17 protein-coding genes are annotated in these 23,383 nt (G+C 66.7%); 13 read left to right on the forward strand and 4 right to left on the reverse strand.

Annotated features, from left to right (window positions below; all coding sequences use genetic code 11):
• Nucleotides 1-15: 15 nt before the first annotated feature.
• The 3 genes from M2282_RS11550 to rsmA are packed head-to-tail and all read left to right on the forward strand — an operon-like array spanning nucleotide 16 to nucleotide 4,790.
• Complete coding sequence (locus tag M2282_RS11550; RefSeq protein WP_280808932.1) at nucleotides 16-2,595, forward strand: LPS-assembly protein LptD; 2,580 nt, start codon at nucleotides 16-18, stop codon at nucleotides 2,593-2,595.
• A 21-nt stretch (nucleotides 2,596-2,616) separates the two neighbouring features.
• Nucleotides 2,617-4,026: a peptidylprolyl isomerase gene (locus M2282_RS11555; protein WP_280808933.1), complete on the forward strand. Its 1,410-nt coding sequence runs from the start codon at nucleotides 2,617-2,619 to the stop codon at nucleotides 4,024-4,026.
• On the forward strand, nucleotides 4,026-4,790 hold the full coding sequence (gene rsmA / locus M2282_RS11560) for a 16S rRNA (adenine(1518)-N(6)/adenine(1519)-N(6))-dimethyltransferase RsmA (RefSeq protein WP_280808934.1): 765 nt from the start codon (nucleotides 4,026-4,028) through the stop codon (nucleotides 4,788-4,790). Before M2282_RS11555 ends, rsmA begins: the two co-directional genes overlap by 1 nt.
• 49 nt (nucleotides 4,791-4,839) lie before the next feature.
• Here the strand turns inward: rsmA and M2282_RS11565 are convergent, their stop codons facing one another.
• The 4 genes from M2282_RS11565 to M2282_RS11580 form a co-directional block, all read right to left on the reverse strand.
• Nucleotides 4,840-4,986 (reverse strand): hypothetical protein, encoded by a 147-nt coding sequence (locus tag M2282_RS11565; RefSeq protein ID WP_280808935.1) that lies wholly within the window; start codon nucleotides 4,984-4,986, stop codon nucleotides 4,840-4,842.
• Nucleotides 4,987-5,063: 77 nt separating this feature from the next.
• Complete coding sequence (locus tag M2282_RS11570; RefSeq protein ID WP_086011111.1) at nucleotides 5,064-5,489, reverse strand: barstar family protein; 426 nt, start codon at nucleotides 5,487-5,489, stop codon at nucleotides 5,064-5,066.
• A gap of 50 nt (nucleotides 5,490-5,539) precedes the next feature.
• Nucleotides 5,540-5,953 (reverse strand): ribonuclease domain-containing protein, encoded by a 414-nt coding sequence (locus M2282_RS11575; protein ID WP_176661157.1) that lies wholly within the window; start codon nucleotides 5,951-5,953, stop codon nucleotides 5,540-5,542.
• 182 nt (nucleotides 5,954-6,135) lie between these two features.
• Entirely contained in the window at nucleotides 6,136-8,484 is a 2,349-nt protein-coding gene (locus M2282_RS11580) for an NADP-dependent malic enzyme (protein ID WP_280808936.1), read from the reverse strand.
• Between the two features lie 171 nt (nucleotides 8,485-8,655).
• Here M2282_RS11580 and M2282_RS11585 point away from each other — a divergent pair, with 171 nt between their 5' ends.
• From M2282_RS11585 to M2282_RS11630, 10 genes are all read left to right on the forward strand, one after another.
• Nucleotides 8,656-9,714: an SPFH domain-containing protein gene (locus tag M2282_RS11585; RefSeq protein ID WP_042577279.1), complete on the forward strand. Its 1,059-nt coding sequence runs from the start codon at nucleotides 8,656-8,658 to the stop codon at nucleotides 9,712-9,714.
• Between the two features lie 103 nt (nucleotides 9,715-9,817).
• Complete coding sequence (locus M2282_RS11590; protein ID WP_280808937.1) at nucleotides 9,818-11,305, forward strand: DUF4178 domain-containing protein; 1,488 nt, start codon at nucleotides 9,818-9,820, stop codon at nucleotides 11,303-11,305.
• 45 nt (nucleotides 11,306-11,350) lie between these two features.
• On the forward strand, nucleotides 11,351-11,569 hold the full coding sequence (locus M2282_RS11595; RefSeq protein ID WP_013544332.1) for a DUF350 domain-containing protein: 219 nt from the start codon (nucleotides 11,351-11,353) through the stop codon (nucleotides 11,567-11,569).
• A gap of 14 nt (nucleotides 11,570-11,583) precedes the next feature.
• Complete coding sequence (locus tag M2282_RS11600; protein WP_280808938.1) at nucleotides 11,584-13,125, forward strand: polyamine aminopropyltransferase; 1,542 nt, start codon at nucleotides 11,584-11,586, stop codon at nucleotides 13,123-13,125.
• Nucleotides 13,126-13,135: 10 nt separating this feature from the next.
• Nucleotides 13,136-14,767, forward strand: coding sequence for an FAD-dependent oxidoreductase (locus tag M2282_RS11605; protein ID WP_280808939.1), 1,632 nt, complete (start codon nucleotides 13,136-13,138; stop codon nucleotides 14,765-14,767).
• Entirely contained in the window at nucleotides 14,764-15,903 is a 1,140-nt protein-coding gene (locus M2282_RS11610; protein ID WP_280808940.1) for a saccharopine dehydrogenase family protein, read from the forward strand. The genes M2282_RS11605 and M2282_RS11610 overlap by 4 nt, the downstream gene beginning before the upstream one ends.
• Entirely contained in the window at nucleotides 15,884-16,390 is a 507-nt protein-coding gene (locus M2282_RS11615; protein WP_280808941.1) for a hypothetical protein, read from the forward strand. Before M2282_RS11610 ends, M2282_RS11615 begins: the two co-directional genes overlap by 20 nt.
• Nucleotides 16,387-16,764 carry a DoxX-like family protein gene (locus M2282_RS11620; protein WP_280808942.1) on the forward strand — a complete coding sequence of 126 codons (378 nt, stop codon included), beginning with the start codon at nucleotides 16,387-16,389 and terminating at the stop codon, nucleotides 16,762-16,764. Before M2282_RS11615 ends, M2282_RS11620 begins: the two co-directional genes overlap by 4 nt.
• The gene (locus tag M2282_RS11625) at nucleotides 16,761-17,237 is read left to right on the forward strand and encodes a DUF2269 family protein (RefSeq protein ID WP_280808943.1); all 477 of its coding nucleotides are present in this window, start codon (nucleotides 16,761-16,763) and stop codon (nucleotides 17,235-17,237) included. The genes M2282_RS11620 and M2282_RS11625 overlap by 4 nt, the downstream gene beginning before the upstream one ends.
• A 120-nt stretch (nucleotides 17,238-17,357) precedes the next feature.
• A complete protein-coding gene (locus tag M2282_RS11630; protein ID WP_280808944.1) occupies nucleotides 17,358-23,369 on the forward strand; it encodes an alpha-2-macroglobulin in 6,012 nt (2,003 codons plus the stop codon).
• Nucleotides 23,370-23,383 lie beyond the last annotated feature (14 nt).

Genomic DNA, 23,383 nt, shown 5'->3' on the forward strand with positions numbered 1-23,383 from the left:
CTGGCGGGAGGCTTGATGAGCCGACGTGTTGCCCTGCGACGCGCCAGTCCGCCGCTGAAGCTGGCCATGCTGTCGCTGGCGCTGCTCCAGGCGCACGGCGCCTTCGCGCAGCCCGCCGGCGGCCTCGACGGCCCGCTGACGCTCAAGCGCACCCCGCTGCTCACCGAAATCGTGCCGCCCACCGAGCGCGGCCAGCTGCCCAGCCTCGTCACCGGCGACCGCATGTCCGGCCGCCCCGACCTGGAGACCGTGGTCGAAGGCAATGCGACGCTGCGGCGCGGGCCGGTTGCCATCACCGCCGACCGGCTCGAGTACTACCAGCCCGACGACAAGATGAAGGCCACGGGCAACGTGCGGGTCAACCAGTCGGGCAACGTGTACGAAGGCCCCGAGCTGGAACTCAAGCTCGAGACCTTCGAGGGCTTCTTCAACAACGTGCGCTACCGGTTCCTCGCGAACGGCGGCCACGGCGATGCGGAGCGCATCGACTTCGTCGACGCCAACGTATCGATCGCTCGGCGCGCCACCTACACCACCTGCCGCCGCGAGGACTTCCCGGGCTGGATGCCGGCGTGGCTGCTGACCGCGGCCACGATCACCACCGACACCGAAGAGAACGAGGGCGTGGCCACCAATGCGCGCCTGAGCTTCATGGGCATCAGCACGCCGCCGATCCCGAGCGTGAGCTTTCCGCTGTCCAACGCGCGCAAGAGCGGTCTGCTGCCGCCCACGATCGGCGTGGACAACACCAACGGCATCGAGATCTCGCAGCCGTACTACTGGAACATCGCGCCCAACCGCGACGCCACGATCACGCCGACGATCATGAGCAAGCGCGGCCTGAACCTGGGCAGCGACTTCCGCTACATGGAGAAGGAATACACCGGCAGCATTCGCCTGGACCTGATGGGCGCCGACCGCCTGGTGGGCCAGCGCTACAACGAATTGCGCGCCTCGCAGCTGCAGCAGCTGGCCAATGGAGAAATCCAGGCCAAGGACCTGACTGCGCCGCCCGGCAGCAGCAAGCGCTGGGGCATCTGGGCGAACCACCACCAGGACTTCGACGCCAAGGCGCTCGGCCTGGACTCGCTGTCGGCCAACATCAACATCAACCGCGTCAGCGACAACGACTACTGGCGCGACTTCACACGCACGCCGACGCTGGCGCAGCGCCAGTTGCCCAACGAGGCGTCGCTCAACTGGAGCAAGGACGACTGGAGCGGCTCGGTGCGCACCCTGCGCTACCAGACGCTGCAGTACAACCTGTCGCCGATCGTGCCCTCGTACGACCGCATGCCGCAGATCACGGCCAACTACAACAAGTACGACTGGCACGGCTTCGACGTTGCGCTGAACCTCGACTACACGCGCTTCCGGGTCAACACGATCCTGAGCGGCCAACCCGGCTTCGACGCTGTGCAGCAGTCGCAGCCCGATGGGGACCGCGCCATGGCGAACCTCGCGATCAGCCGGCCGTTCATCACGCCGAGTTCGTTCGTCATTCCGAAGGTTCAGTTGAACACGGCGGCATACAACTACTACCTGCCGCAGTCGGATATTCCGAAGCTCACGCTCAACGGCGTGCAGTACGTCAACGGCGTGCCCTACAACGCGAATTCGCTGTACTTCTTCGGCACGTCGTCCAACCGCACGGTGCCGACCTTCAGCCTGGACAGCGGCCTGATCTTCGAGCGCGATGCCAGCTACTTCGGCCGCGCCTTCCGCCAGACCCTGGAGCCGCGCGCCTACTACGTCTACACGCCGTACCGCAACCAGAGCATGCTGCCGAACTACGACTCGGCCGCCAACGACTTCAGCTTCGCGACGATCTACACCGAGAACGCGTTCTCGGGCGGCGACCGCATCTCGGACACGAACGCGCTCACGGTCGGGGTGACCACCCGCCTGATCGATCCCGCCACAGGCGTCGAGGCGGCGCGTTTCGGCGTCGCGCAGCGGCTGCGCTTCAGCGACCAGAAGGTCACCCTTCCCGGTGGTGTGCCCGTGACCGACCGCGCGAGCGATTTCCTCGTCGGCGGCCAGGTCAACTGGACGCCGAAGTGGAGCACGGACGCCGTGGTGCAGTACAACCCCGACACCCGCAAGTCGACCCGGGCGGCCCTGAGCGCCCGCTACAACCCCGAGCCGTACCACAACCTCAGCGCCGCGTTCCGCTACCAGGCGCCCAGCACCCCGACCGCCACCGACGGCAACAAGTCGATCGACGTGGGCTGGCAGTGGCCGCTCAACGACCTGTGGGGCGACAAGGGCAAGAACCTGGGCCCGGGCAAGGGCCAGGGCGGCGGCCGCTGGTATGCGGTGGGCCGTCTCAACTACGACCTGCAGGACAAGAAACTCACGGACGGCGTGCTCGGCTTCGAGTACGACGGCTGCTGCTGGATCGGGCGCGTGGTGCTGCAGCGCATCACCACCGGCCAGGTGACGGCCAACACCCGCATCATGTTCCAGCTCGAATTCGTCGGCTTCTCCAGCATCGGCTCCAGCCCGATGCAGGCGCTGCGGCAGAACATCCAGCGCTATGAACCCCTGCGCCAACCTGGCGAGGCGCCGAGCCGCTTCACCAATTACGACTGAGACGACTGACTGAGCAACGCCATGAAACACATCCGTTCCATCATCACCCTGGGCTGCCTCGCGGCAATGGCTGCAACGTCGGGTGCGCAGGGCTTTCGTCCTGGCAGCGGCATCACGGACATCATGCGCGCCGGTCCGCGCCTGGGGCCGCCGCCGGTGCAGCGCGCCCCGGCCGCACCGACAGCGGCGCCCGTGCAGCGATCGGCCGAGTTCATCGTTGCGCTGGTCAACTCCGAGCCGATCACCAATACCGAGGTGCAGTCGCGCGTGACGCGCCTGCTCAAGGAGAACCCCGACGCCGAACGCGTGCCGCGCGGCGAGCTCACGCGCCTGGTGCTCGAACGCCTGATCTCGGAGCGCGCCCAGCTGCAGCTCGCGAAGGAAAACGGCATCAAGGTCGACGACGTGGCGATCGACCAGGCCGAGCAGACCGTGGCGCGCCAGAACGAGATCAGCCTGGTCGAATTGCGCCGCCGCGTGGCGGCCGAAGGCATTGCGCTGGCGGACTTCCGCAACGACCTGCGCGACCAGCTGCTGCTCACGCGCCTGCGCGACCGCGAAGTCGAGTCGAAGGTCAAGATCAGCGACACCGAGGCCGACGAGTACCTGCGCGACCAGCGCAACTCGACCACCAAGAATGCGGCGCTGCAGAACCTCAACATCGCGCAGGTGCTCGTCGCACTGCCCGAGAACGCCACCGACGCCCAGGTGGCCGCCGCCCAGAAGAAGGCGCAAGGCCTCGCCGAGCGCGCCCGTTCGGGTGAGGACTTCGCCAAGCTGGTGCGCGAGAACTCCGATTCGCCCGACCGGGCCAACGGCGGCGCCATCGGCATGCGCAGCGCCGACCGCTATCCGCCGTTGTTCGTCGACGCCGTGCAATCGACCGCGGTGAATGGCATCGCCGGACCGGTCCGCTCCAGCGCCGGTTTCCATGTGCTCAAGGTCCTGGCCAAGGCCCAGATCGGCTCGCTCGACGCGACCGTGACGCAGACCCAGGTGCGCCACATCCTGCTGCTCAACGACCCCAAGCGCACCACGGCGCAGGCGGTGGCCCAGCTTGCGGAATTCAAGCGCCGCGTGCAGTCCGGCACCGCCGACTTCGCCGGCCTCGCGCGCGACAACTCGCAGGACGCCAGCGCCAAGGACGGCGGCGACCTCGGCTGGTCGCGTCCCGGCCAGTTCGTGCCGGAGTTCGAGGAAGCCATGGACCGGCTGTCGCCGGGCCAGATCAGCGACCCGATCGTCTCGCGTTTCGGCGTGCACCTGATCCAGGTGGTCGGCCGCCGCGACGCCAAGCTGAGCCAGTCTGAGCAGCGCGAAGCCGCGCGCAACGTGCTGCGTGAACAGCGCGTCGAGGAAGCCTTCACCACCTGGGTGCAGGAAGTGCGCGCACGCGCCTACGTCGAGTACCGCGACCCGCCGCAGTCCTGATGGCACACATCGCCAGGAAGCGGTTCGGGCAGCATTTCCTGTCCGACGGCGGAATCATCGATGCGATCGTGCACGAGATCGCGCCGCAGCCCGGCGATGCGATGGTCGAGATCGGCCCGGGGCTCGCGGCGCTGACGCAGCCGCTGGTCGAGCGGCTCGGGCGCCTGACGGTCATCGAGCTCGATCGCGACCTGGCCAAGCGGCTGCGCGACCATCCGCAGCTCGAAGTCATCGAATCCGATGTGCTGAAGGTGGACTTCGCCGCACTGGCGGCCAAGGCTGCCCCGAAGCCGCTGCGCGTGGTGGGCAACCTGCCCTACAACATCTCGACACCGATCCTGTTCCACCTGCTGGGTTTTGCCCATCTGATCGCCGACCAGCACTTCATGCTGCAAAAGGAAGTGATCGACCGCATGGTGGCCAGGCCCGCCACCTCCGACTACAGCCGCTTGAGCGTGATGCTGCAGTGGCGCTACGACATGCAGAACGTGCTGTTCGTGCCGCCCGAGAGCTTCGATCCGCCGCCGCGCGTGGACAGCGCCGTGGTGCGGATGGTGCCGCTGGCGCAGCCGCCGGTGGTCGATGCGGCGCGGCTGGGCGAGATCGTGCAGGTGGCCTTCAGCCAGCGTCGCAAGATCCTGCGGCATACGCTGGGCAAATGGCTGGAGACGCACGGCTTCGAGGGGGAGTTCGATCCCCAACGGCGCGCCGAGGAAGTGCCGGTGGCCGAATACGTCGCACTGGCCCAAGCCGTTCCCCCATGAAAAAAGCCCGTCGACGACGGGCTTTTTTCATTCAGGCGGGTTGCTGCAATTACGCGGCGGCCAGCCAGTACCCCGCGTTGAAGGGGCTGCTCATGCGCAGCGCCAGGGGCGAGACGTCGACCAGTTTGTCGGTCGGCATTTTTTCGCCGGCCGGCTCGGTGCTGGCGGCGGCCGTTGCGGCGGCGTTGAGGTTCACTTCGATGCCATCGAGGGATTCAGCGTTGTGCTGAGCCTCGTTCGCCCGTTCTGCTTGGCTGGTAGATGCAGAACGGGCTACAGAAAAGAATAGAAGCACCGGAAGGGGACCTTGCGGTCGCCCCAGTAATCCGAAGCGTCCCGGAAGATGTCGAGCAGCTGCTCGCGCGCTTCCTTGTCGAACTTGGCGTTGGCCGGGATCTGTTCGAGCACGATGACAAAACCTGGCTGCGGGCCCGATTTATGCAACGGGTCGGTCATGCAGTCGTACAGCGCGTCGAAGTTCTTGCCGAAGTGCGCCGGGAAGGTGAACTGCTGGGCGATCAGGTCGAGCACGTCCTGCTTGGTCTGGGCGTTGCCCAGGTTGGCGTACAGGAAGTGCTGGCCGGCCGCGTTGGCGGCGTCCTGCAGGTCGTTCACGCGGAACGCGCGGATCGATTGCACGATGTTCGGGCGTACGGCACGAAGGGATAAGGTCATCTCCGCTGGTCTTTCCATAGTCATCATCATTTCTTCGGGGCGCTTCGGGGCGCCGCTCAGGTCGTTGTCATCGCTCATGGCGCAATCCGTCTGAAACTTGCATAGTGGTCTGCCGTGTACCAGCAGGCCTCGGGTGTGGTGCGCTGCTCGCCGCCGCAGACGATCCGCTGGGCACCCCGGTTGCGGGCGCCCGGTGTCGTTACCGTGTACTCCCGGTAGTGGCCGCGCCGTGCCGGCGGCAGGAGACGCTCGCGATTGCCAAATACAGTGCCGTCCTTTTCGTACCGGAAGGGGCCACCGTTCAAGATGGCCTGATAGGTTCGCTGGCCCTGGACCGGAAGATCGGTCAGTGCAATCGATTCCTCAGCGGACGTTTTTCCTGCGCCGAACCATCCGCGAGCCTCGGCCCCGGTCGTCAACGCCAACAGCATCAGGCTGGTGAGCGCAAACTTTGAGACAGAGGACGTGATCGAGGCGTAAGCCGCCATGGGACACCACAAGAGAAAAGAGCGGGGGGTTCGAATTGCGCCTAACCTTGGGGTTAACCCGCAAATTCAAGCCCGCGAGTGTGCACCACGCTGGCAAAAATAGCAAGCGACTGCCCAAAGTTTGAGCAGTCGCCAGGGGCGAAAGTGGTGCTTTAAGTTGGCGACCACTTTCTCTGAACGGCCTATCTTTCGGCGTTCGCGTCAGCCACTGTCAAGGCTGTCATGTTCACGATGCGCCGAACAGTCGCGCTGGCCGTGAGAATGTGCACAGGTTTGGCCGCACCGAGCAGGACCGGGCCAATGGCGATGTTGCCGCCTGCTGCAGTTTTGAGCAGGTTGTAAGAAATATTGGCGGCGTCGATGTTCGGAAAAACCAACAGATTGGCATCGCCGGCCAGCGCGCTGTGCGGCATGACGACCGCGCGCTGCTTGCTGTCCAGGGCCACGTCGCCGTGCATTTCGCCGTCGACCTCGAGCCAGGGCGCCTGAACGCGCAGCAGGTCGAGCGTCTTGCGCATCTTGATCGCGCTGGGCTCGTTGCTGGTGCCGAAGTTGGAATGCGACAGCAAAGCGGCCTTGGGCTTGAGGCCGAAGCGCATCATTTCCTCGGCCGCCATCGTCGTGATCTCGGCCAGTTCCTCGGGCGAGGGGTCGTAGTTGACGTGCGTGTCGACCAGGAACACCTGGCGGTCGGGCAAGAGGAGGCCGTTCATGCAGGCGTAAACCGGCACGTCCTGCGGGGTGCTTTCGCAGCCGCCGGGGCGCTTGCCGATCACCTGGTCGATGTAGTGCAGGTGGATCAGCGTGGTGCCCCAGGTGCCGCAGATCATGCCGTCGACCTCGTCCTTGTGCAGCAGCATCGCGCCGATCAGCGTGAGGCGGCGGCGCATCTCGATCTTGGCGGTCTGCACCGTCTGGCCCTTGCGCTCGGTCATGCGGTGGTAGGTCTGCCAGAAGTCGCGGTAGCGGTGGTCCTGCTCGACGTTGACGATGTCGTAGTCCAGCTCTTCCTTCAGGCGCAGGCCGAACTTCTCGATGCGCTGCGCGATGATGGCGGGGCGGCCGATGAGCGTCGGGCGGGCGATGCCTTCGTCGACCACGATCTGCGCGGCGCGCAGCACGCGCTCTTCCTCGCCTTCGCAGTACGCCACGCGCTTCTTGGAGGCGCGGCGGGCGGCTTCGAAGATCGGCTTCATCGTGGTGCCCGAGGCATAGACGAAGTTCTGCAGCTTGTCGCGGTAGGCGTCCATGTCCTTGATCGGACGTGTTGCCACACCGCTTTCCTCGGCCGCCTTGGCCACCGCTGGCGCGATCTTCATCATGAGACGCGGATCGAAGGGCTTCGGGATCAGGTATTCGGGCCCGAAGGACAGCTTTTCACCGACGTAGGCGGCGGCAACGCGCTCGCTCTGCTCGGCCTGCGCCAGGTCGGCAATCGCCCGCACCGCGGCGATTTCCATTTCGTCGGTGATCGTGGTCGCGCCGGAGTCGAGCGCGCCGCGGAAGATGTACGGGAAGCACAGGACGTTGTTGACCTGGTTCGGGTAGTCGGTGCGGCCCGTGGCCATGATCACGTCGGGGCGCACCGCATGCGCGTCTTCGGGGGCGATCTCGGGGTTCGGGTTGGCCAGCGCGAAGATCACCGGCTTGGCTGCCATGCTGGCGACCATCTCGGGCTTGAGCACGCCGCCGGCCGACAGGCCCAGGAACACGTCGGCGCCGACGATCACTTGCGCGAGCTTGCGCAGCTCGGTCTTCTGCATGTACTGGCGCTTGTCGTCGTCCATCAGCTCTTCGCGGCCTTCGTAGACCACGCCGGCCAGGTCGGTGACGAACACGTTCTCGCGCTTGAGGCCCACCTTGAGCAGCAGGTTCAGGCAGGCCAGCGCCGCGGCGCCCGCGCCCGAGGTGACCAGCTTGACCTCGGCGATGTTCTTGCCGGCCACCTTCAGGCCGTTGAGCATGGCGGCCGCCACGGTGATGGCGGTGCCGTGCTGGTCGTCGTGGAACACCGGGATCTTCATGCGCTTGCGCAGCTCGCGCTCCACATAGAAGCAGTCCGGGGCCTTGATGTCTTCGAGGTTGATGGCGCCGAAGGTGGGTTCCAGCGAAGCGATGATTTCCACCAGCTTGGCCGGGTCCTTCTCGTCGATCTCGATGTCGAACACGTCGACGCCGGCAAACTTCTTGAAGAGGACGCCCTTGCCTTCCATCACCGGCTTGGAAGCCAGCGCGCCAATGTCGCCCAGGCCGAGCACCGCGGTGCCGTTGCTGATCACGCCGACGAGGTTGCCTCGCGAGGTGTACTTGAAGGCGTTCAGCGGGTCCTTGACGATTTCCTCGCAGGGCGCCGCCACGCCGGGCGAGTAGGCCAGCGACAGGTCGCGCTGGTTGACCATCTGCTTGGTCGCGGCGATGGCGATCTTGCCGGGGATGGGAAACTCGTGGTACTCGAGGGCGGCACGGCGCAGCTCGGCGCGCTTGTCTTCGGGCGTGGGAGTCGATGAGGTCGAGGGGGTCGAATCTGACATGTGCCGTAGCTCCTGGTGGCGCTTCTTCTGGGGGCGCCGATTGTAGACCTCGGTCGGCGAGGCCATACGCCGCATGGCCAGTGCGAGCCATGACCAAAAGCACGGGGCGTTGTCAAGACGATGTGGCAATATGCTCGGTCCGGACATAACACCTGAAGACGAGGAGCAACCATGGCCCTGATGGATTTCATCAAGAAACAGTTCATCGACATCATCCAGTGGACCGAGACCGGCGATGGCACGCTGGCCTGGCGCTTCCCGATGGCGGAGATGGAAATCCAGAACGGCGCCTCGCTCACCGTTCGCGAATCCCAGGTGGCCGTGTTCGTCAACGAAGGCAAGGTGGCCGACGTGTTCGGCCCCGGCATGTACAAGCTCACGACGCAGACGCTGCCCGTGCTCACGTACCTGAAGAACTGGGACAAGCTCTTCGAGTCCCCCTTCAAGAGCGACGTCTACTTCTTCAGCACCCGCCAGCAGGTCGACCAGAAGTGGGGCACGCCCCAGCCGATCACGATCCGCGACAAGGACTTCGGCGCCGTGCGCCTGCGGGCCTTCGGCAACTACAGCTTCCGCATCGGCGATGCCAAGCTGTTCCACACCGAGATCTCCGGCACGCGCGACATCTACAGCGTGGCCGACCTCGACGGCCAGCTGCGCGGCCTGGTGCTGCAGAACATCAGCAACGCCATCGCTTCCAGCGGCGTGCCTTTCCTCGATCTCGCGGCCAACCAGATCCAGTTTGCGCAGGCGCTCGCCGCGCAGCTCGTGCCCGAGTTCGAGAAGATCGGCATCAAGCTCGAGAACATCACGGTCCAGAACGTCTCGCTGCCCGAAGAGCTGCAGAAGATCCTCGACCAGAAGATCGGCATGGGCATGGTCGGCAACGACATGGGCAAGTTCATGCAATACCAGACGGCGCAGGCGATTCCGAAGTTCGCCGAAGGCGCGGCCAACGGCGGCGGCATCGCGGGCGATGCCATGGGCCTCGGAGCCGGCGTGGCGCTCGGCCAGGTGCTGGCACAGAACCTCGCACAGGGCCTGAGCCCGAACGCGGCGGCAGCCGCTGCGGCCACCACCACGGCAGCTTCCCAGCCCGCCGTGGCCGTGGTAAGCCCGGCCGACGTGATGACCACGCTCGAGAAGCTCGGCGAGCTCAAGACCAAGGGCATCCTCACGCAAGAAGAGTTCGACGCCAAGAAGGCCGACCTCCTCAAGAAGCTCGTCTAAGCGCGCGCTATGTTCCCGATAGCGCCTGACGCCTGGTCGACGGGCGTCAGAAGCCTCATTGGCTTGAATGAGACGTGGCCGTCCGGGCTATGGCGTGCGTGCCATGGCTGAGGAAACCGGCAACCAACGCTACTACCGCGCGCCCTGCCCCGGCTGCGGCGCACCGGTCGAATTCCGCTCGGCGCAATCGACGCATGCGGTCTGTCCCTACTGCCAGAGCACCGTCGTGCGCCAGGGCGAGACGCTCGCGCGCACCGGCAAGATGGCGGAGCTGTTCGACGACTTCAGCCCGCTGCAGCTGTTCGCCACCGGCCGCATCCAGGACAAGCCTTTCACGCTGATCGGCCGGCTGCAATACACCTACCCGGGCGGCCGCTGGACCGAGTGGATCGCCGCGCTCGACGACGAGCGCACCGCCATCCTCAGCGAGGACAACGGCGCCTACGTCTTCGCCCTGCCCTTCGACCTGCAGCGCACCGCGCCGCCGCCGGTCGACCTGCGCGTGGGCGCCACCAGCGCCTTCGCCGGCCAGAGCTACACCGTCACCTCGAACGAGCAGGTGGCGCTGACTTCTGCGCAAGGCGAGCTGCCGCACCTGCCCGAGCTCGGCCGGCCTTTCGCGATGGTCGAGCTGCGCAACGACAAGGGGCTGGTGCTCAGCATCGACTACGGCACCGCCAAGCCCAGCGCCTACCTCGGCCGCTCGGTGCAGCTCGAAGACCTGCAGCTCAGCGGCCTGCGCGAGGAATCGGCCAAGGACGAAAAGGGCCGCAGCTTCAACTGCCCGAACTGCGGCTCGCCGGTCACCGTCAACCTGGCCGACAGCAAGAGCATCACCTGCCGCTCGTGCAACAGCATCATCGACCTGTCGCAGGGCATCGGCGGCGAGCTCAAGCACGCAACGCAGGACGAGCCGGTGCGCCCGCTCATCGCGCTGGGCACCATGGGCCAATTGCAGGGTGCGCAGTGGCAGGTGGTGGGCTTCCAGCACCGCATGGGCGTGGAGCCCGGCGACGACGAGCACTTCGGGTGGGACGAGTACCTGCTCTACAACAAGAAGCGCGGCTTCAGCTTCCTGGTCGACGCCGAAGACGGCTGGAGCATGGTCAAGCCGACCACCGGCGCGCCGGTGATGGCCGAGAACGGCAGCACCGCCACCTACCTCAGCAAGCGCTACCAGCAGCAGTACGCCTACAACGCCGAGACCACCTACGTGGCGGGCGAGTTCTACTGGCAGGTCGAGCGCGGGCAAAAAACCTTCAACCGCGACTTCGCCAGCGGCCCGGCGCTGCTGTCGATGGAGCGCTCGGCCAACGAGCTCACCTGGTCGTCGGGCATCAAGCTGGACAGCGGCGTGGTCGCGACCGCCTTCAAGCTCGATGCCAAGAAGGACATGTTCAAGCGCGGCGACGCGCTGCCGGTGAGCGCCGCCTCGGGCATGGGCTGCGGCACGATCATCCTGATCATCGTCGTCATCATCATCCTGCTGATCATCCTGAGCACCTGCAGCGGGCGCGGCGGCTCCTCGAGCGGTTACCGCAGCTCTGGCGGCTCGTACGGCGGCTCTTCGAGCGGTGGCGGGCACAAATGACGAAGATTCGCGTGATGTCTCTTATTACTACGACTGGAGGTCCCCATGGGATTTGAATGGCTGAAACCGGGCGTGGTCCTCGGATCGCTCGTGTACGCGCTGATCGGCGTGATCATCTTCTGGCTGTGCTTCCTGATCATCGACAAGATCACGCCCTATGACCTCTGGGGCGAGATCGTCGAGAAGCAGAACGTGGCACTTGGCCTGGTCGTCGCGGCCATGAGCCTCGGCATCTGCATCATCGTCGCAGCAGCAATCCATTGAACGAGGAGGCGGCAGTGTCCGCGCGTCCAGCCGATGCGCGCGGGCCGCAGCCCGTCGAGATCGCCCTGCTCGCCAGCGTGTTCGTGGTCGCAGCCTGCGGGCTGGTCTACGAACTGAGCGCGGCGGCGCTGAGCTCCTATCTGCTCGGCGATTCGGTGCTGCAGTTCAGCACCATCATCGGCACCTACCTGTTCGCGATGGGCGTCGGCTCCTGGCTTTCGCGCTATTTCGACCGCCAGCTGCCGGCGCACTTCCTTCGCATCGAACTGCTGGTCGCGCTGATCGGGGGCGCGCTGCCGGCGATCCTGTTCCTGGCCAACGCCTACGTGCCGAGCGCATTCCGGCTGCTGCTGTACGGCCTGGTGATGGTCGTCGGCACGCTGGTCGGGCTCGAGATCCCGCTGGTCATGCGCATCCTCAAGCGCAACATCGTGCTCAAGAACCTGGTGTCGCAGGTGCTGACCTTCGACTACCTGGGCGCGCTCGCGGTGTCGGTGGCGTTTCCGCTGATTCTCGTGCCGCAGCTGGGCATGATCCGCACCGGCCTGCTGTTCGGTTTCATGAACGCTGCGGTGGCGGTGTGGGCACTGTGGCTCTTTCGCCATGAGCTGCGGCGCATCGGCGCGCATGCGATGGCGTGCTTCCTGGCGCTGGCCGCATTGCTCGCTGCGTTCGTCTGGGCCGATCACATCACCACGCTGGCGGAAGACAAGTTCTATCAGGACCGCATCGTCTTCAGCGCCACCTCGCCCTATCAGCGCATCGTGGTCACGCGCGGGCAGCTCGGCCACCGGCTGTTCCTGAACGGCAACCTGCAGTTCGCCGAGCGCGACGAGTACCGCTACCACGAGGCGCTCGTGCATCCGGTGATGGCTGCGCAAGGCGCGCCCAAGAAGGTCGCGGTGCTCGGCGGCGGCGACGGCATGGCGGTGCGCGAGATCTTGAAGTACCCCTCGGTCGAATCGGTCACGCTGGTGGAGCTCGATCCGAACATGACCAAGCTCTTCACCGAGCATGAAACGCTGGCTGCGCTCAACGGGCATTCGCTGTCGTCGCCCAATGTGAAGATCGTCAACACCGATGCCTTCCAGTGGCTGCAGCAGCCCGGCGACATGTACGACGTGATCGTGGTCGACTTTCCCGATCCGACCAACTTCGCGATCGGCAAGCTCTACACCAACAGCTTCTATTCGCTGCTCGAAAAGCGCCTGTCTGCAAGCGGCTATGCCGTGATCCAGACCACCTCGCCGCTGGTGGCGCGCAAGAGCTACTGGACCGTGGCGACGACCATCGAATCGGTCGGCCTGCGCGCGACGCCCTACCACGCGCACGTGCCGAGCTTCGGCGAATGGGGCTACATCATCGCGAGCCGCCGGCCCTACCGGATGCCCGATGCGCTGCCTTCGGGGCTGCGCTTCCTCTCACCTTCGACGCTGCCCCTGATGTTCGACTTTCCGCTCGACATGGCGCGCGTGCCCGCCGAGGTGAACCGCCTGTCGAACCAGACCTTGGTCACCACTTACGAACAGGAGTGGGGCAAGGTCATGGCGCACTAGCTTCGACACCATGCAACGGCGCGATTTCCTCGGCGTGGCGGGTGCGGCGGGCGCCCTGGCGCTGGCCGGATGCGAGGCGCCGCCGCCCATCGAAGGCGGCTTCACCGGCATCGATGTCGCGCGCGGCCATGCGATGCGCGATGGCGCGCTCAGGAGCCAGGCGCCGGCGACCGTCAAACGCACGCGCGTGGTGATCGCCGGCGGCGGCGTCGCCGGCCTCGCCGCTGCACGTGCACTGCGCCTTGCGGGCATTGAAGACTTCACCCTGCTCGAACTCGAAGACACCGCCGGCGGCAATGCGCGCGGCGGCACGGTCAACGGCATTGCCTGTCCGCTCGGCGCGCACTACCTGCCGGTGCCCGGCGACGATGCGCGCGAGGTGCAGGATCTGCTCGAGGAGCTGGGCCTTCGCCGGCGCGTGGCGGGCCGCTGGGAATACGACGAGCGCACCCTTTGCCACAGCCCGCAGGAGCGGCTGTTTTTCCATGGGGAGTGGCAGGACGGCCTGCTGCCCGTGCACGGGGTGAGTGTCGAAACGCTCGCGCAGTACCGCAAGTTCGCGCAACGCATCGACGCGCTGCAGCACGCGGCGCACTTCGCCATTCCCACGCTCAAGGTCGCGGTCACGCCCGAACTGCTGGCGCTCGACGCCATCGCCTTTTCACGCTGGCTCGACAGCGAAGGCTTCAGCGACGTGCAACTGCGCTGGTACCTCGACTATTGTTGCCGCGACGACTACGGCGCGGGCATCGAACAGGTCTCGGCCTGGGCCGGCATTCATTACTTCGCGAGCCGGCACGGTTTCCATGCGCCCGGCGATCCGAGCGGCAGCGCCAACGACGCGAACCCCGAGCGCGATGGCGTGCTCACCTGGCCCGAAGGCAACGGCTGGCTCACCAAGCAGCTGGCCGCGCCGCTCGGTGAGCGCTTGCGCACGGGGCGGGTCGTCACGCGCATCGCCGAGTTGCGTGGCGGGGTCGAGGTCGATGCGTGGGACGCCGCATCGAAATCGCTGGTGCGCTGGCAGGCCGAGCGCTGCATCGTCGCGCTGCCGGTGTTCATTGCCGCGCGCGTGGTCGAGAACGCGCCCGAGGTGCTCAAGCACGCCGCCGCCCATGTGCGCTACGCGCCCTGGCTGGTCGCCAATGTGCACCTGCGCGGCCCGCTGGCCGACCGCATGGGCGCGGCGCCGAGTTGGGACAACGTGATCTACGGGACGCGTGGCCTTGGCTATGTGGATGCGCGCCATCAAACGCTCGACCCCACACCGCGCGGCACCGTGCTGAGCTGGTACCGCCCGCTGGGACCGAGCAGCTACGACAACGCCGATGGCCGCAAGCTGCTGCTGGAGCGCCCGTGGACCGGCTGGCGCGATGATCTGCTCGCCGAGCTGTCGGTGCCGCACCCGGACCTGCCCTCGCTCGCGACGCGCATCGAGATCACGCGCTACGGCCACGCGATGTCGATCCCCCGGCCCGGGCTGCTGGCGGAGATCGGTTCGCAACGCACCGCGCCGGACGATGTTCACCGCGGCAGCGTCGTCGCGGGGCGCCTGTCGTTTGCGCACGCCGACTGGTCGGGTTACTCGATCTTCGAGGAGGCATTCACCCGCGGCCACGTCGCGGGGGCGAGCCTCGCATGAAGACGCTGGTGCTCGGCGGCTACGGCAATTTCGGCGCGCGCATCTGCCGTGCGCTGGCTGCGGATGAAGGCATCGAGCTGCTGGTCGGCGGACGCGACCTGGAGCGAGCGACGGCGTTTGCGCAATCGCTGGGCGGCGGGGTGCGCGGCGTTCGCGTCGATGCGCAGTCGCCCGATCTCGCGCAGGGCCTGGAGTACCTGGGCATCGATCTCGTCATCCACACCGCGGGTCCGTTCCAGAACCAGGACTACCGCGCGCCGCAGGCCGTGGCGGCGGCTGGCGCGCACTACATCGACCTGGCGGATGGCCGTCGTTTCGTCTGCGACTTTCCCGCCGCGATGGACGCTACCTTCCGCGATGCGGGTCGGACTGCCGTCACGGGCGCCAGCACCGTACCGGCGCTCTCGTCGGCGGTGGTCGACCATCTCGCGGCGGGTTGGCAAGGCATCCGCAGCATCGACATCTGCATCGCACCCGCGCAAGGCGCGCCGCGCGGCGAAGCCACGCTCGCGGGCGTGCTCGCGTACTGCGGTGCGCCGATCCGTGTCTGGCGGGACGGCCGATGGACCGAGCAGCCCGGCTGGGCGAATCCGGTGAAGGTGCAGTTCGCGCGCATGCGGCCGCGCCGCGGCGCCTTGTGCGACATCCCCGATCTCGAACTCTTTCCTGCGCGCTATGCGGGCGTGCAATCGGTCATGTTCCGCGCGGCGCTCGAGGTCGGCATGGCGCAGCAGGCCTTCGCCTTCATGGCGTTCATGCGTCGCGTGAGCCTGCTGCGCGCGCCGCAGAAGCTGGCGCCGTTGCTGCATTCCACCGGTGGCGTGTTCGATGCGCTCGGCACTGCGCTCGGCGGCATGGTGGTGCGGGTCGAAGGCATCGATGCGCAAGGTGCTGTAGCGCGCGGCGCCTGGCACATCGCGGCGGACGACAACCACGGCCCCGAGATTCCCTGCATGGCCGCGATCCTGCTGGCACGCCGGTTGGCACGCGGTGATGCGCTCCCTGTCGGCGCGCACGCCTGCGCCGGGCTGCTCACCCTGCCGGAATTCGAGCCTGAATTCGCGCGCTGGGGCATGGTGACGGACGTGATCGACGAAAACCGAAACGGCACAGGCCATGGCGCATCAGCGCTTTGAATTCGACATGCCGGCACCGGCCGACGTGGTCTTCGACGCCTTCCACTATCACGTCTGGCGTGCGCACTGGGACTCGCTGGTTGGCAACGCCCGCGTGGTGGGCGGTGCGCCTTGCCCCTTCGTGGGCGCGGAAACCGAGAACACGGGCGGCGGTTGGCTGCGTGGCCTGTCGATGCGCACGCGCTTCGTCACTTTTGACCGGCCGCATGTGGCGGCGGCTTCGATGATCGGTCGTTCCTTTCCCTTCAGCCGCTGGGCCGCGTCGATGCGGCACCGCGACACGGAGCCTGGCCGCTCGGTCCTGATCTACGTCTACACCATTGAAGCCGGTCCGAGGGCGTTGCGCTGGTTGCTGGAGCCCGTGGTGGCGCACGTCTTCGCGTGGCAGACGCAGAGGCGTTTCGGGCGCATGCGTGACTTTCTCGCCAAGCATGCGGCTGAGGTCGTTGAGTGGCAGCGGGTGCAACATGGGAGCCGCGCGACATGACGAACGCGGCCGACGACGACCGCCTGCTGCGCCTGAGCCTTGTCGCGGTCTGGCTTTTCACGGCTTTCGCCAGCATCGTCGAGCTGAACGGGCAGAGCCGCCAGGTGCTCGCCGATGCGGGCATTGCATCGCCGCCGTGGCTGGTGCAGTCGCTGGTCGTTGGCGGTGCGGCGGCCGACCTCGCCATCGGCTTGGCGCTCTGGTTGCGGCCCGGCCGTGCCAGCTATCTCGCGGCCCTTGGCCTGATGCTGCTCATGACGGCGGTGGCCACCTTCCTCCAGCCCATGCTATGGCTTCACCCGCTAGGCCCGCTGCTCAAGAACCTGCCCATCGCCGCGCTCCTCTGGCACCTGTACCGACGCGTCACGCCATGAACACCTACCTCGTCCTCAAGTGGCTGCACGTCGTCTCCAGCGTGCTGATGGTCGGCACGGGGTTGGGCTCGGCCTTCTACATGTTCTTTGCCAACCGCAGCGGCAGCGTGCCGGCGCAGGCGGTGGTGAGCCGGCTGGTGGTGCGCGCGGACTGGTGGTTCACCACGCCCACGGTCATCCTGCAGCCGGTCACGGGCTTCGCGCTGGCGCACATGGCGGGCTGGCCGCTCTCGACGCCGTGGCTTGCGGTGTCGCTGGGGCTCTTCGTGTTCGCGGGAATCTGCTGGCTGCCGGTGGTGTGGCTGCAGATCCGCATGGCGGCGATGGCCGGGCAGGCGCAGCAGGACGCGATGCCGCTGCCGCCGCTGTATGCGCGCTATCAACGCTATTGGGAGTGGCTCGGCTACCCGGCTTTCGTGGCCATGGCCGTCGTGTTCTGGTTGATGGTGAACAAGCCCGCCCTTTCCCTTTGATTCGAACCAGGCCGGTGCGCGGGCCTGTGCAGTTTTCACGCAGACTTCACACACAGCGCCGTGGTTTCACAGATCGACCAGAGACTGCCAGGCGCCAACAAAAACATCGGGGGAGCTTTCATGCTTCAAGTTGCCAATCGAAAACTCGCGTCGCTCAGCGACGTGCTCTTCACCGGCCTCAGCCGTGCGCTCGGTTTTCTGCGTCCGCTCGCACGCGGACTCATCGGTTCCTGGCGACCCCCGGGGTGGCTCCGCATCGCGGGCGCCTTTCTTCTGTTCGGGCTGCAGTGGCTGCAGCAGCGGCTGGCCTGGCTGGTGATACTGGCGTTGCTGGTGCTGGCCGGCTGGTTCGCCAGCCCGCATGTATTGAAGTGGTGGCACGGCCTCACGCCCGATCGCGTCGAGCCCGTCGTTTCCACCGCGCAGATCGTGCCGCCGCCGCGCACGCAGATCGAGAACGACAAGGGACCGAACCCCGTCGTCATCAACTTCTCCGCCTCGGTTGCGCCGATTGCGCGCATCGGGCAGGAAGCGACCGGCGTCACCATCGAGCCCGCCATCGCCGGGCGCTGGACCTGGAGCAGCCAGAAGAAGCTCGAATTCCTTCCCGCGCAGGACTGGCCGGTCGGCCAGCCCTACAAGGTGCAGCTCGCGAAGGACGCGCTCGCGCCGCACATCGAGATCGAGCAGCGCAAGTACGAGTTCACCTCGCCCGAGTTCAATGCGCGCATCGCGGGCGCGGAGTTCTACCAGGACCCGGTGCAGGCCAACGTGCGGCGCGCCCTCTTCCAGGTGCGCTTCTCGCACCCGGTCAACACGGCCGAATTCGAAAAGCGCCTGGTGCTGACCTATGACCAGGCCTGCGGCACTTCGATCTTCAGCGTGGGCAAATGCGCGAGCGAGAAGTTCACCGTCAGCTACGACAAGCTGCGCCTCACCGCCACGCTCCAGTCGGAGCCGCTGCCCATTCCCGAGAAGACGCGCCCCGTCGTGCTGAGCCTCGCGGCCGGCGCGGTCGCGCAGAAGGGCGGACCCGCGCAGCGCAACGACATCTCGCGCGCCGTCGACATCCCCGGCCTCTTCAGCCTCGATATCTCCAGCGTCGACCCGACCATCGTGACGGGCGAGAACGGCGAGCCCGAGCATGTGATGCACGTCACCGCATCGATGCCGGTGCACGAGCGCGAGATGGCGCGCGTGGTGCAGGCCTGGCTCTTGCCTGTCACCGAAGAAGCCAAGAGCGACCCCGACGAGAAGTTCGACTGGTCCGCCGATCCAGCGAAGGTCACTGACGCCGTGCTGCGCCGCGCGAAGAAGATCACCCTGCAGCCCATCGCCAGCGAGCGCGAAGTGACCGAGATGGTCAGCTTCCGTCTGCCGCAAGCCGAGGGCGGCCGCTACCTGCTGGTGCGCGTGGCCAAGGGCCTGAAGACACCGGGCGGCTACCAGCTCGGCGCAGCGCGGCAAGACGTGCGCCTGCTCAAGACCTTCGCCCCCGAGCTCACCATCATGAGCCAGGGCTCGCTGCTCGCGCTTTCGGGCGAACGCAAGCTGCCGATCCTGGTGCGCGACCTGCCCGGCATCCGCCTGGAAATCGGTCGCCTGCTGCCGCAGCAGCTGCAGCACCTGGTGACGCAGACCAACGGCGACTTCGCGCATCCGCAGTTCAACAGCGGCCTGCAGTCGGACAACCTCGTGGACCGCTTCCAGAAGGAGATTCCGCTGAGCATCCCCGCCGGCAAGGCGCACTACGAAACCGTCGACTTCGCCGAGTACCTGCGCAGCGACGTGGCGGACCGCCGCGGCGTGTTCCTGCTCAAGGTACAGGGCTTCGATCCCAAGGCCAAGAAGAAGCCGGAGGCGGCCGAGGGTGAGGCCGCACAGGCGCAGCCCGAAGAAGAACAGCAGGAAGAGCAGCAGTCCGAGGGCGACCCCGAGAGCGGCAACCCCGAAGACCAGAAGGACCAGCGCCTGGTGCTCGTTACCGACCTGGGCATCGTTGCCAAGAAGTCGCTCGACGGCACGCGCGATGTGTTCGTGCAGAGCATCGCCAACGGCCAGCCGGTCGCCGGCGCATTGGTCGAGGTGTGGGGCCGCAACGGCATGATCGTCGCGTCGCAATCCACCGATGCGACGGGCGCCGCCAAGCTGCCGAACCTCGCCGGCTACCAGCGCGAGAAGGCACCCGTGGTGCTCGTCGTGCGCAAGGACGGCGACCTGAGCTTCCTGCCCTTCAACCGCACCGACCGCACGCTCGACATCTCGCGCTTCGACGTCGGCGGCCTGCGTGCGGCCGGCGTGCCGAACCAGATGACGGCGTATGTGTTCAGCGACCGCGGCATCTACCGCCCGGGCGACACCATGCACATCGCGATGATGGTCAAGGCCGGCAACTGGGCCACGTCGCTGCGCGACCTGCCGCTCGAAGCCGAGATCATCGATGCGCGCGGCCTCAGCGTGCGCCGCGAAAAACTCAAGCTCGGCCCCGGCGGTGCGGCGGAAATCGCCCACACCACGCAGGACACCTCGCCCACCGGCAACTACACCGTCAACCTTTACCTGCCGCGCGAATCTTCGCCCGGCAACCCGGAGGTGCAGGGCCTGCTCATCGGCAGCACCACGGTGAAGGTGCAGGAGTTCCTGCCCGACCGCACCAAGGTCGTCGCCAAGCTCAGCAGCGAAGTGGCCGAGGGCTGGGTCAAGCCCAAGGACCTGAAGGCGCTCATCGACGTGCAGAACCTCTTCGGCACGCCAGCACCCGACCGCAAGGTCGAAGGCACGCTCACGCTGAGCCCGGCCTTCCCGGTGTTCCGCGCGTTCGCCGACTACGCCTTCTTCGATCCGCAGCGCGCCACCGAAAAGCAGGTCGACGACCTGGGCAGCGTGCAGACCAGCGCCGAAGGCAAGGCCGAGTTCGACTTGCGCCTCTCGCGCTTCGATGCCGCCACCTACCAGGTGCATGTGCTTGCCAAGGCCTTCGAGCCCGAGGGCGGGCGCAGCGTCTCGGCCGAAGCCCAGACGCTGGTGAGCGACATGCCCTACCTCGTGGGCGTGAAGGTCGATGGCGACACCAGCTACGTGAGCAAGGGCGCCGCGCGCAACGCCACCGTGATCGCGATCGACCCGCAGGCCAGGAAGACGGCCGTGGACGATCTGAAGATCGAGCGCGTGGAGCGCAAGGTGCTGTCGGTGCTCGTGAAGCAGGACAACGGCCTCTACCGCTATGAATCGCGCAAGAAGGAAATCGTGATCGACGAGAAGCCGCTGGCCATCGTCGCGGCCGGCAATGCCATCGCGCTGAACACTTCCACGCCCGGCAACTTTGCCTACGTGGTGCGCAATGCCGGCGGGCTGGAACTGAACCGCGTCGAGTACAGCGTCGCGGGCAACGCCAACGTCTCGCGCTCGCTGGACCGCAACGCCGAACTGCAGCTCACGCTCGACCGCAAGGACTACGAGCCGGGCCAGGAGATCGAGGTGAGCATCCGCGCGCCGTACGTCGGCGCCGGCCTCATCACCATCGAGCGCGACAAGGTGTATGCCCACGCGTGGTTCAAGACCGACAAGACCGCCTCGGTGCAGAAGATCACGCTGCCCAAGGACTTCGAGGGCACTGGCTACATCAACGTGCACTTCGTGCGCGACCCGGCCTCGGACGAGGTCTACATGAGCCCGCTGTCGTACGGCGTCATTCCCTTCGCCACCAGCCTGGCCAAGCGCACCGCGAACCTGCAGCTCACCAGCAGCGAGCTCGTGAAGCCCGGCCAGACGGTGAAGATGAAGCTCACCAGCGACAAGCCCACGCGCGCCGTGCTGTTCGCGGTGGACGAAGGCATCCTGCAGGTGGCGCGCTACAAGACGCCCGATCCGCTCAAGCACTTCTTCCAGAAGCGCGCGCTCGAAGTGGGCACCTTGCAGACGCTCGACCTGATCCTGCCGGAATTCAAGAAGCTCATGCAGGGCGCAGCGCCCGGTGGTGACGGCGAGGGCGAACTCGGCAAGCATCTGAACCCGTTCAAGCGCAAGCGCGACAAGCCGGTGGCCTACTGGTCAGGCCTTGTCGATGTGAACGGCAGCCGCGAGTTCAGCTACACCGTGCCCGAGAGCTTCAACGGCAGCCTGCGCGTGATGGCTGTCGCGGTGAACGACGAGACCACCGCCGCCAAGAGCACCCGCACCGTGGTGCGCGGCGACATGGTGATCCTGCCGAACGCGCCGCTCGCGATGGCGCCCGGCGACACCGTCGAAGTGGGCGTGGGTCTCGCGAACAACATCGTGGGTTCGGGCAAGGACGTGCCCATTGCGCTCACGCTCACCGCCTCGGGTGGGCTGGAAGTGGTGGGCGATGCGACGCAGACGCTCAAGGTCAACGAGCGCGGCGAAGCGAGCACCAAGTTCAACGTGCGCGCCAAGCCGGGCGAGCAGGCGGTGCTGGGTTCTTCGGCGCTGGTGTTCACCTCGACGCACAAGACCTTCAGCGCGCGCCTGTCGACCGAAGTGAGCGTGCGGCCGGCATCGCCGTTCGTGACGCTGGTGCAGGCCGGCAGCTTCCAGCGCGCGGGCGAACTGAGCAGCAAGGCCGACCTGTATCCGAACCTCCGCAAGAGCGAGGTGGCGGTATCGGCCGCGCCATGGGCCTTCGCGACTGGCCTCATGCAGTACCTGGAGGTCTATCCGCACGGCTGCACCGAGCAGATCACGAGCCAGACCTTCCCGGCCGTGCTGCTGTCGGGCCGGCCCGAACTGGTGAAGGAAATGGCGCGTGGCCGCACGCCCGAGCAGGGCCCGATGCCCGAGGCGCGCAAGACCTTCGAGCGCTACCTGGTGCAGCTGCGCGCACGGCAGACGGCCGACGGCGGCTTCTCGCTGTGGCCCGGCGCGGGCACCGATGCCTTTGCCACGCTCTATGCGGTGCACCTGCTGGTCGAGGCCAAGGACCACAAGCTGCCCGTGCCGCAGGACCTGCTGCAGAAGGCCAACACCTATCTGCAGGGCTGGCTCGGCAGCGGCGACACCTCGCTGGACGGCTGGCGCCAGCGCACGCAGGCGGCCTACCTGCTCACGCGCCAGGGCATCATCGCGCCGGCCGCACTGGCCAACCTGCGCGAAGCCTGGCGCAGCAAGCAGACGCAAGGCTGGAGCGACGACCTCGGCGCCGTGTACCTCGCCGCGAGCTACCAGCTCGTGAAGCAGGAGCAGGTGGCGAATGAGCTGCTCAACCCCGTGTGGTCCGACCTGCTCGCGCGTACCGAGAAGAAGCAGCGCCGCAACGTGTGGGGCGCTTATTACGACCCGCTGGTGCACGACAGCATGACGCTGCACCTGGTGGGCCGCCACTTCCCTTCGCGCCTGAAGGCGCTGAAGCCCGAGGTGTGGGAAGGCATGGGCGCGATGGTGCGCGACGGTTGGTACAACAGCCTGTCGTCGGCTTCGATGCTGCTGGCGGTCGATGCGTATTTCGAAGCGGTGGCGCAGAACGCCGAGGGCAAGCTGACGGCGCAGACCGTCAACGCGCAAGGCCAGGCCGCGGCACTCGCGCTGGGCTCGGTGAACCCGATCACGCGCGCCGCGGTGCCCGCCGGTACGGCGAAGCTCAAGCTGTCGAACGACAGCGACTTCAACCTGTACTACAGCTGGGCCGAACAGGGCTTCGAGCGCAATGTGCCCACGACGCCGGTGAACCAGGGCCTCGAGATCTTCCATGAAGTGCTCGATGCCAAGGGCAACCCGATCACCAAGGCCAAGCTCGGCGAAGAGGTCACGGTGCGGGTGCGCGTGCGCAGCCTGGAGCGCGCACAGCTCAACGACGTGGCGCTGGTCGACCTGCTGCCAGGTGGCCTGGAGCCGGTGCTGCAGGCCGTGGGCGACGACGAGGAAGCCAACGCCGATGCGCCGATCTGGAAGAAGCGTTTGGGCGGCGGTGGCTCGTGGAAGGTGCAGTACGCCGACATCCGCGAAGACCGCGTGGTGTTCTACGGTGCGGTCGACAAGAACCTGCTCGAAGTGACCTACAAGGCGCGCGCGACCAACGTGGGCGACTTCGTGGTGCCGGCCGCGTATGGCGAAGCGATGTACGACCGGCGTGTGTATTCGCGCTCGGCGGGTGCGCGCTTCCAGGTGGTGGGCAATTGATCAACGCGGCCTCT

It is taken from the genome of Variovorax boronicumulans (genome assembly GCF_029892485.1).
Classification (GTDB): Bacteria; Pseudomonadota; Gammaproteobacteria; order Burkholderiales; family Burkholderiaceae_C; genus Variovorax; species Variovorax boronicumulans_B.

Bases quoted from the DNA above. Each gene is read 5' to 3' on its own strand.
- M2282_RS11550 (WP_280808932.1), top strand. From the start codon at position 16: ATGAGCCGACGTGTTGCCCTGCGACGCGCCAGTCCGCCGCTGAAGCTG.
- M2282_RS11555 (WP_280808933.1), top strand. From the start codon at position 2,617: ATGAAACACATCCGTTCCATCATCACCCTGGGCTGCCTCGCGGCAATG.
- rsmA (WP_280808934.1), top strand. From the start codon at position 4,026: ATGGCACACATCGCCAGGAAGCGGTTCGGGCAGCATTTCCTGTCCGAC.
- M2282_RS11570 (WP_086011111.1), bottom strand. From the start codon at position 5,489: ATGACTATGGAAAGACCAGCGGAGATGACCTTATCCCTTCGTGCCGTA.
- M2282_RS11575 (WP_176661157.1), bottom strand. From the start codon at position 5,953: ATGGCGGCTTACGCCTCGATCACGTCCTCTGTCTCAAAGTTTGCGCTC.
- M2282_RS11580 (WP_280808936.1), bottom strand. From the start codon at position 8,484: ATGTCAGATTCGACCCCCTCGACCTCATCGACTCCCACGCCCGAAGAC.
- M2282_RS11585 (WP_042577279.1), top strand. From the start codon at position 8,656: ATGGCCCTGATGGATTTCATCAAGAAACAGTTCATCGACATCATCCAG.
- M2282_RS11590 (WP_280808937.1), top strand. From the start codon at position 9,818: ATGGCTGAGGAAACCGGCAACCAACGCTACTACCGCGCGCCCTGCCCC.
- M2282_RS11595 (WP_013544332.1), top strand. From the start codon at position 11,351: ATGGGATTTGAATGGCTGAAACCGGGCGTGGTCCTCGGATCGCTCGTG.
- M2282_RS11605 (WP_280808939.1), top strand. From the start codon at position 13,136: ATGCAACGGCGCGATTTCCTCGGCGTGGCGGGTGCGGCGGGCGCCCTG.
- M2282_RS11610 (WP_280808940.1), top strand. From the start codon at position 14,764: ATGAAGACGCTGGTGCTCGGCGGCTACGGCAATTTCGGCGCGCGCATC.
- M2282_RS11615 (WP_280808941.1), top strand. From the start codon at position 15,884: ATGGCGCATCAGCGCTTTGAATTCGACATGCCGGCACCGGCCGACGTG.
- M2282_RS11620 (WP_280808942.1), top strand. From the start codon at position 16,387: ATGACGAACGCGGCCGACGACGACCGCCTGCTGCGCCTGAGCCTTGTC.
- M2282_RS11625 (WP_280808943.1), top strand. From the start codon at position 16,761: ATGAACACCTACCTCGTCCTCAAGTGGCTGCACGTCGTCTCCAGCGTG.
- M2282_RS11630 (WP_280808944.1), top strand. From the start codon at position 17,358: ATGCTTCAAGTTGCCAATCGAAAACTCGCGTCGCTCAGCGACGTGCTC.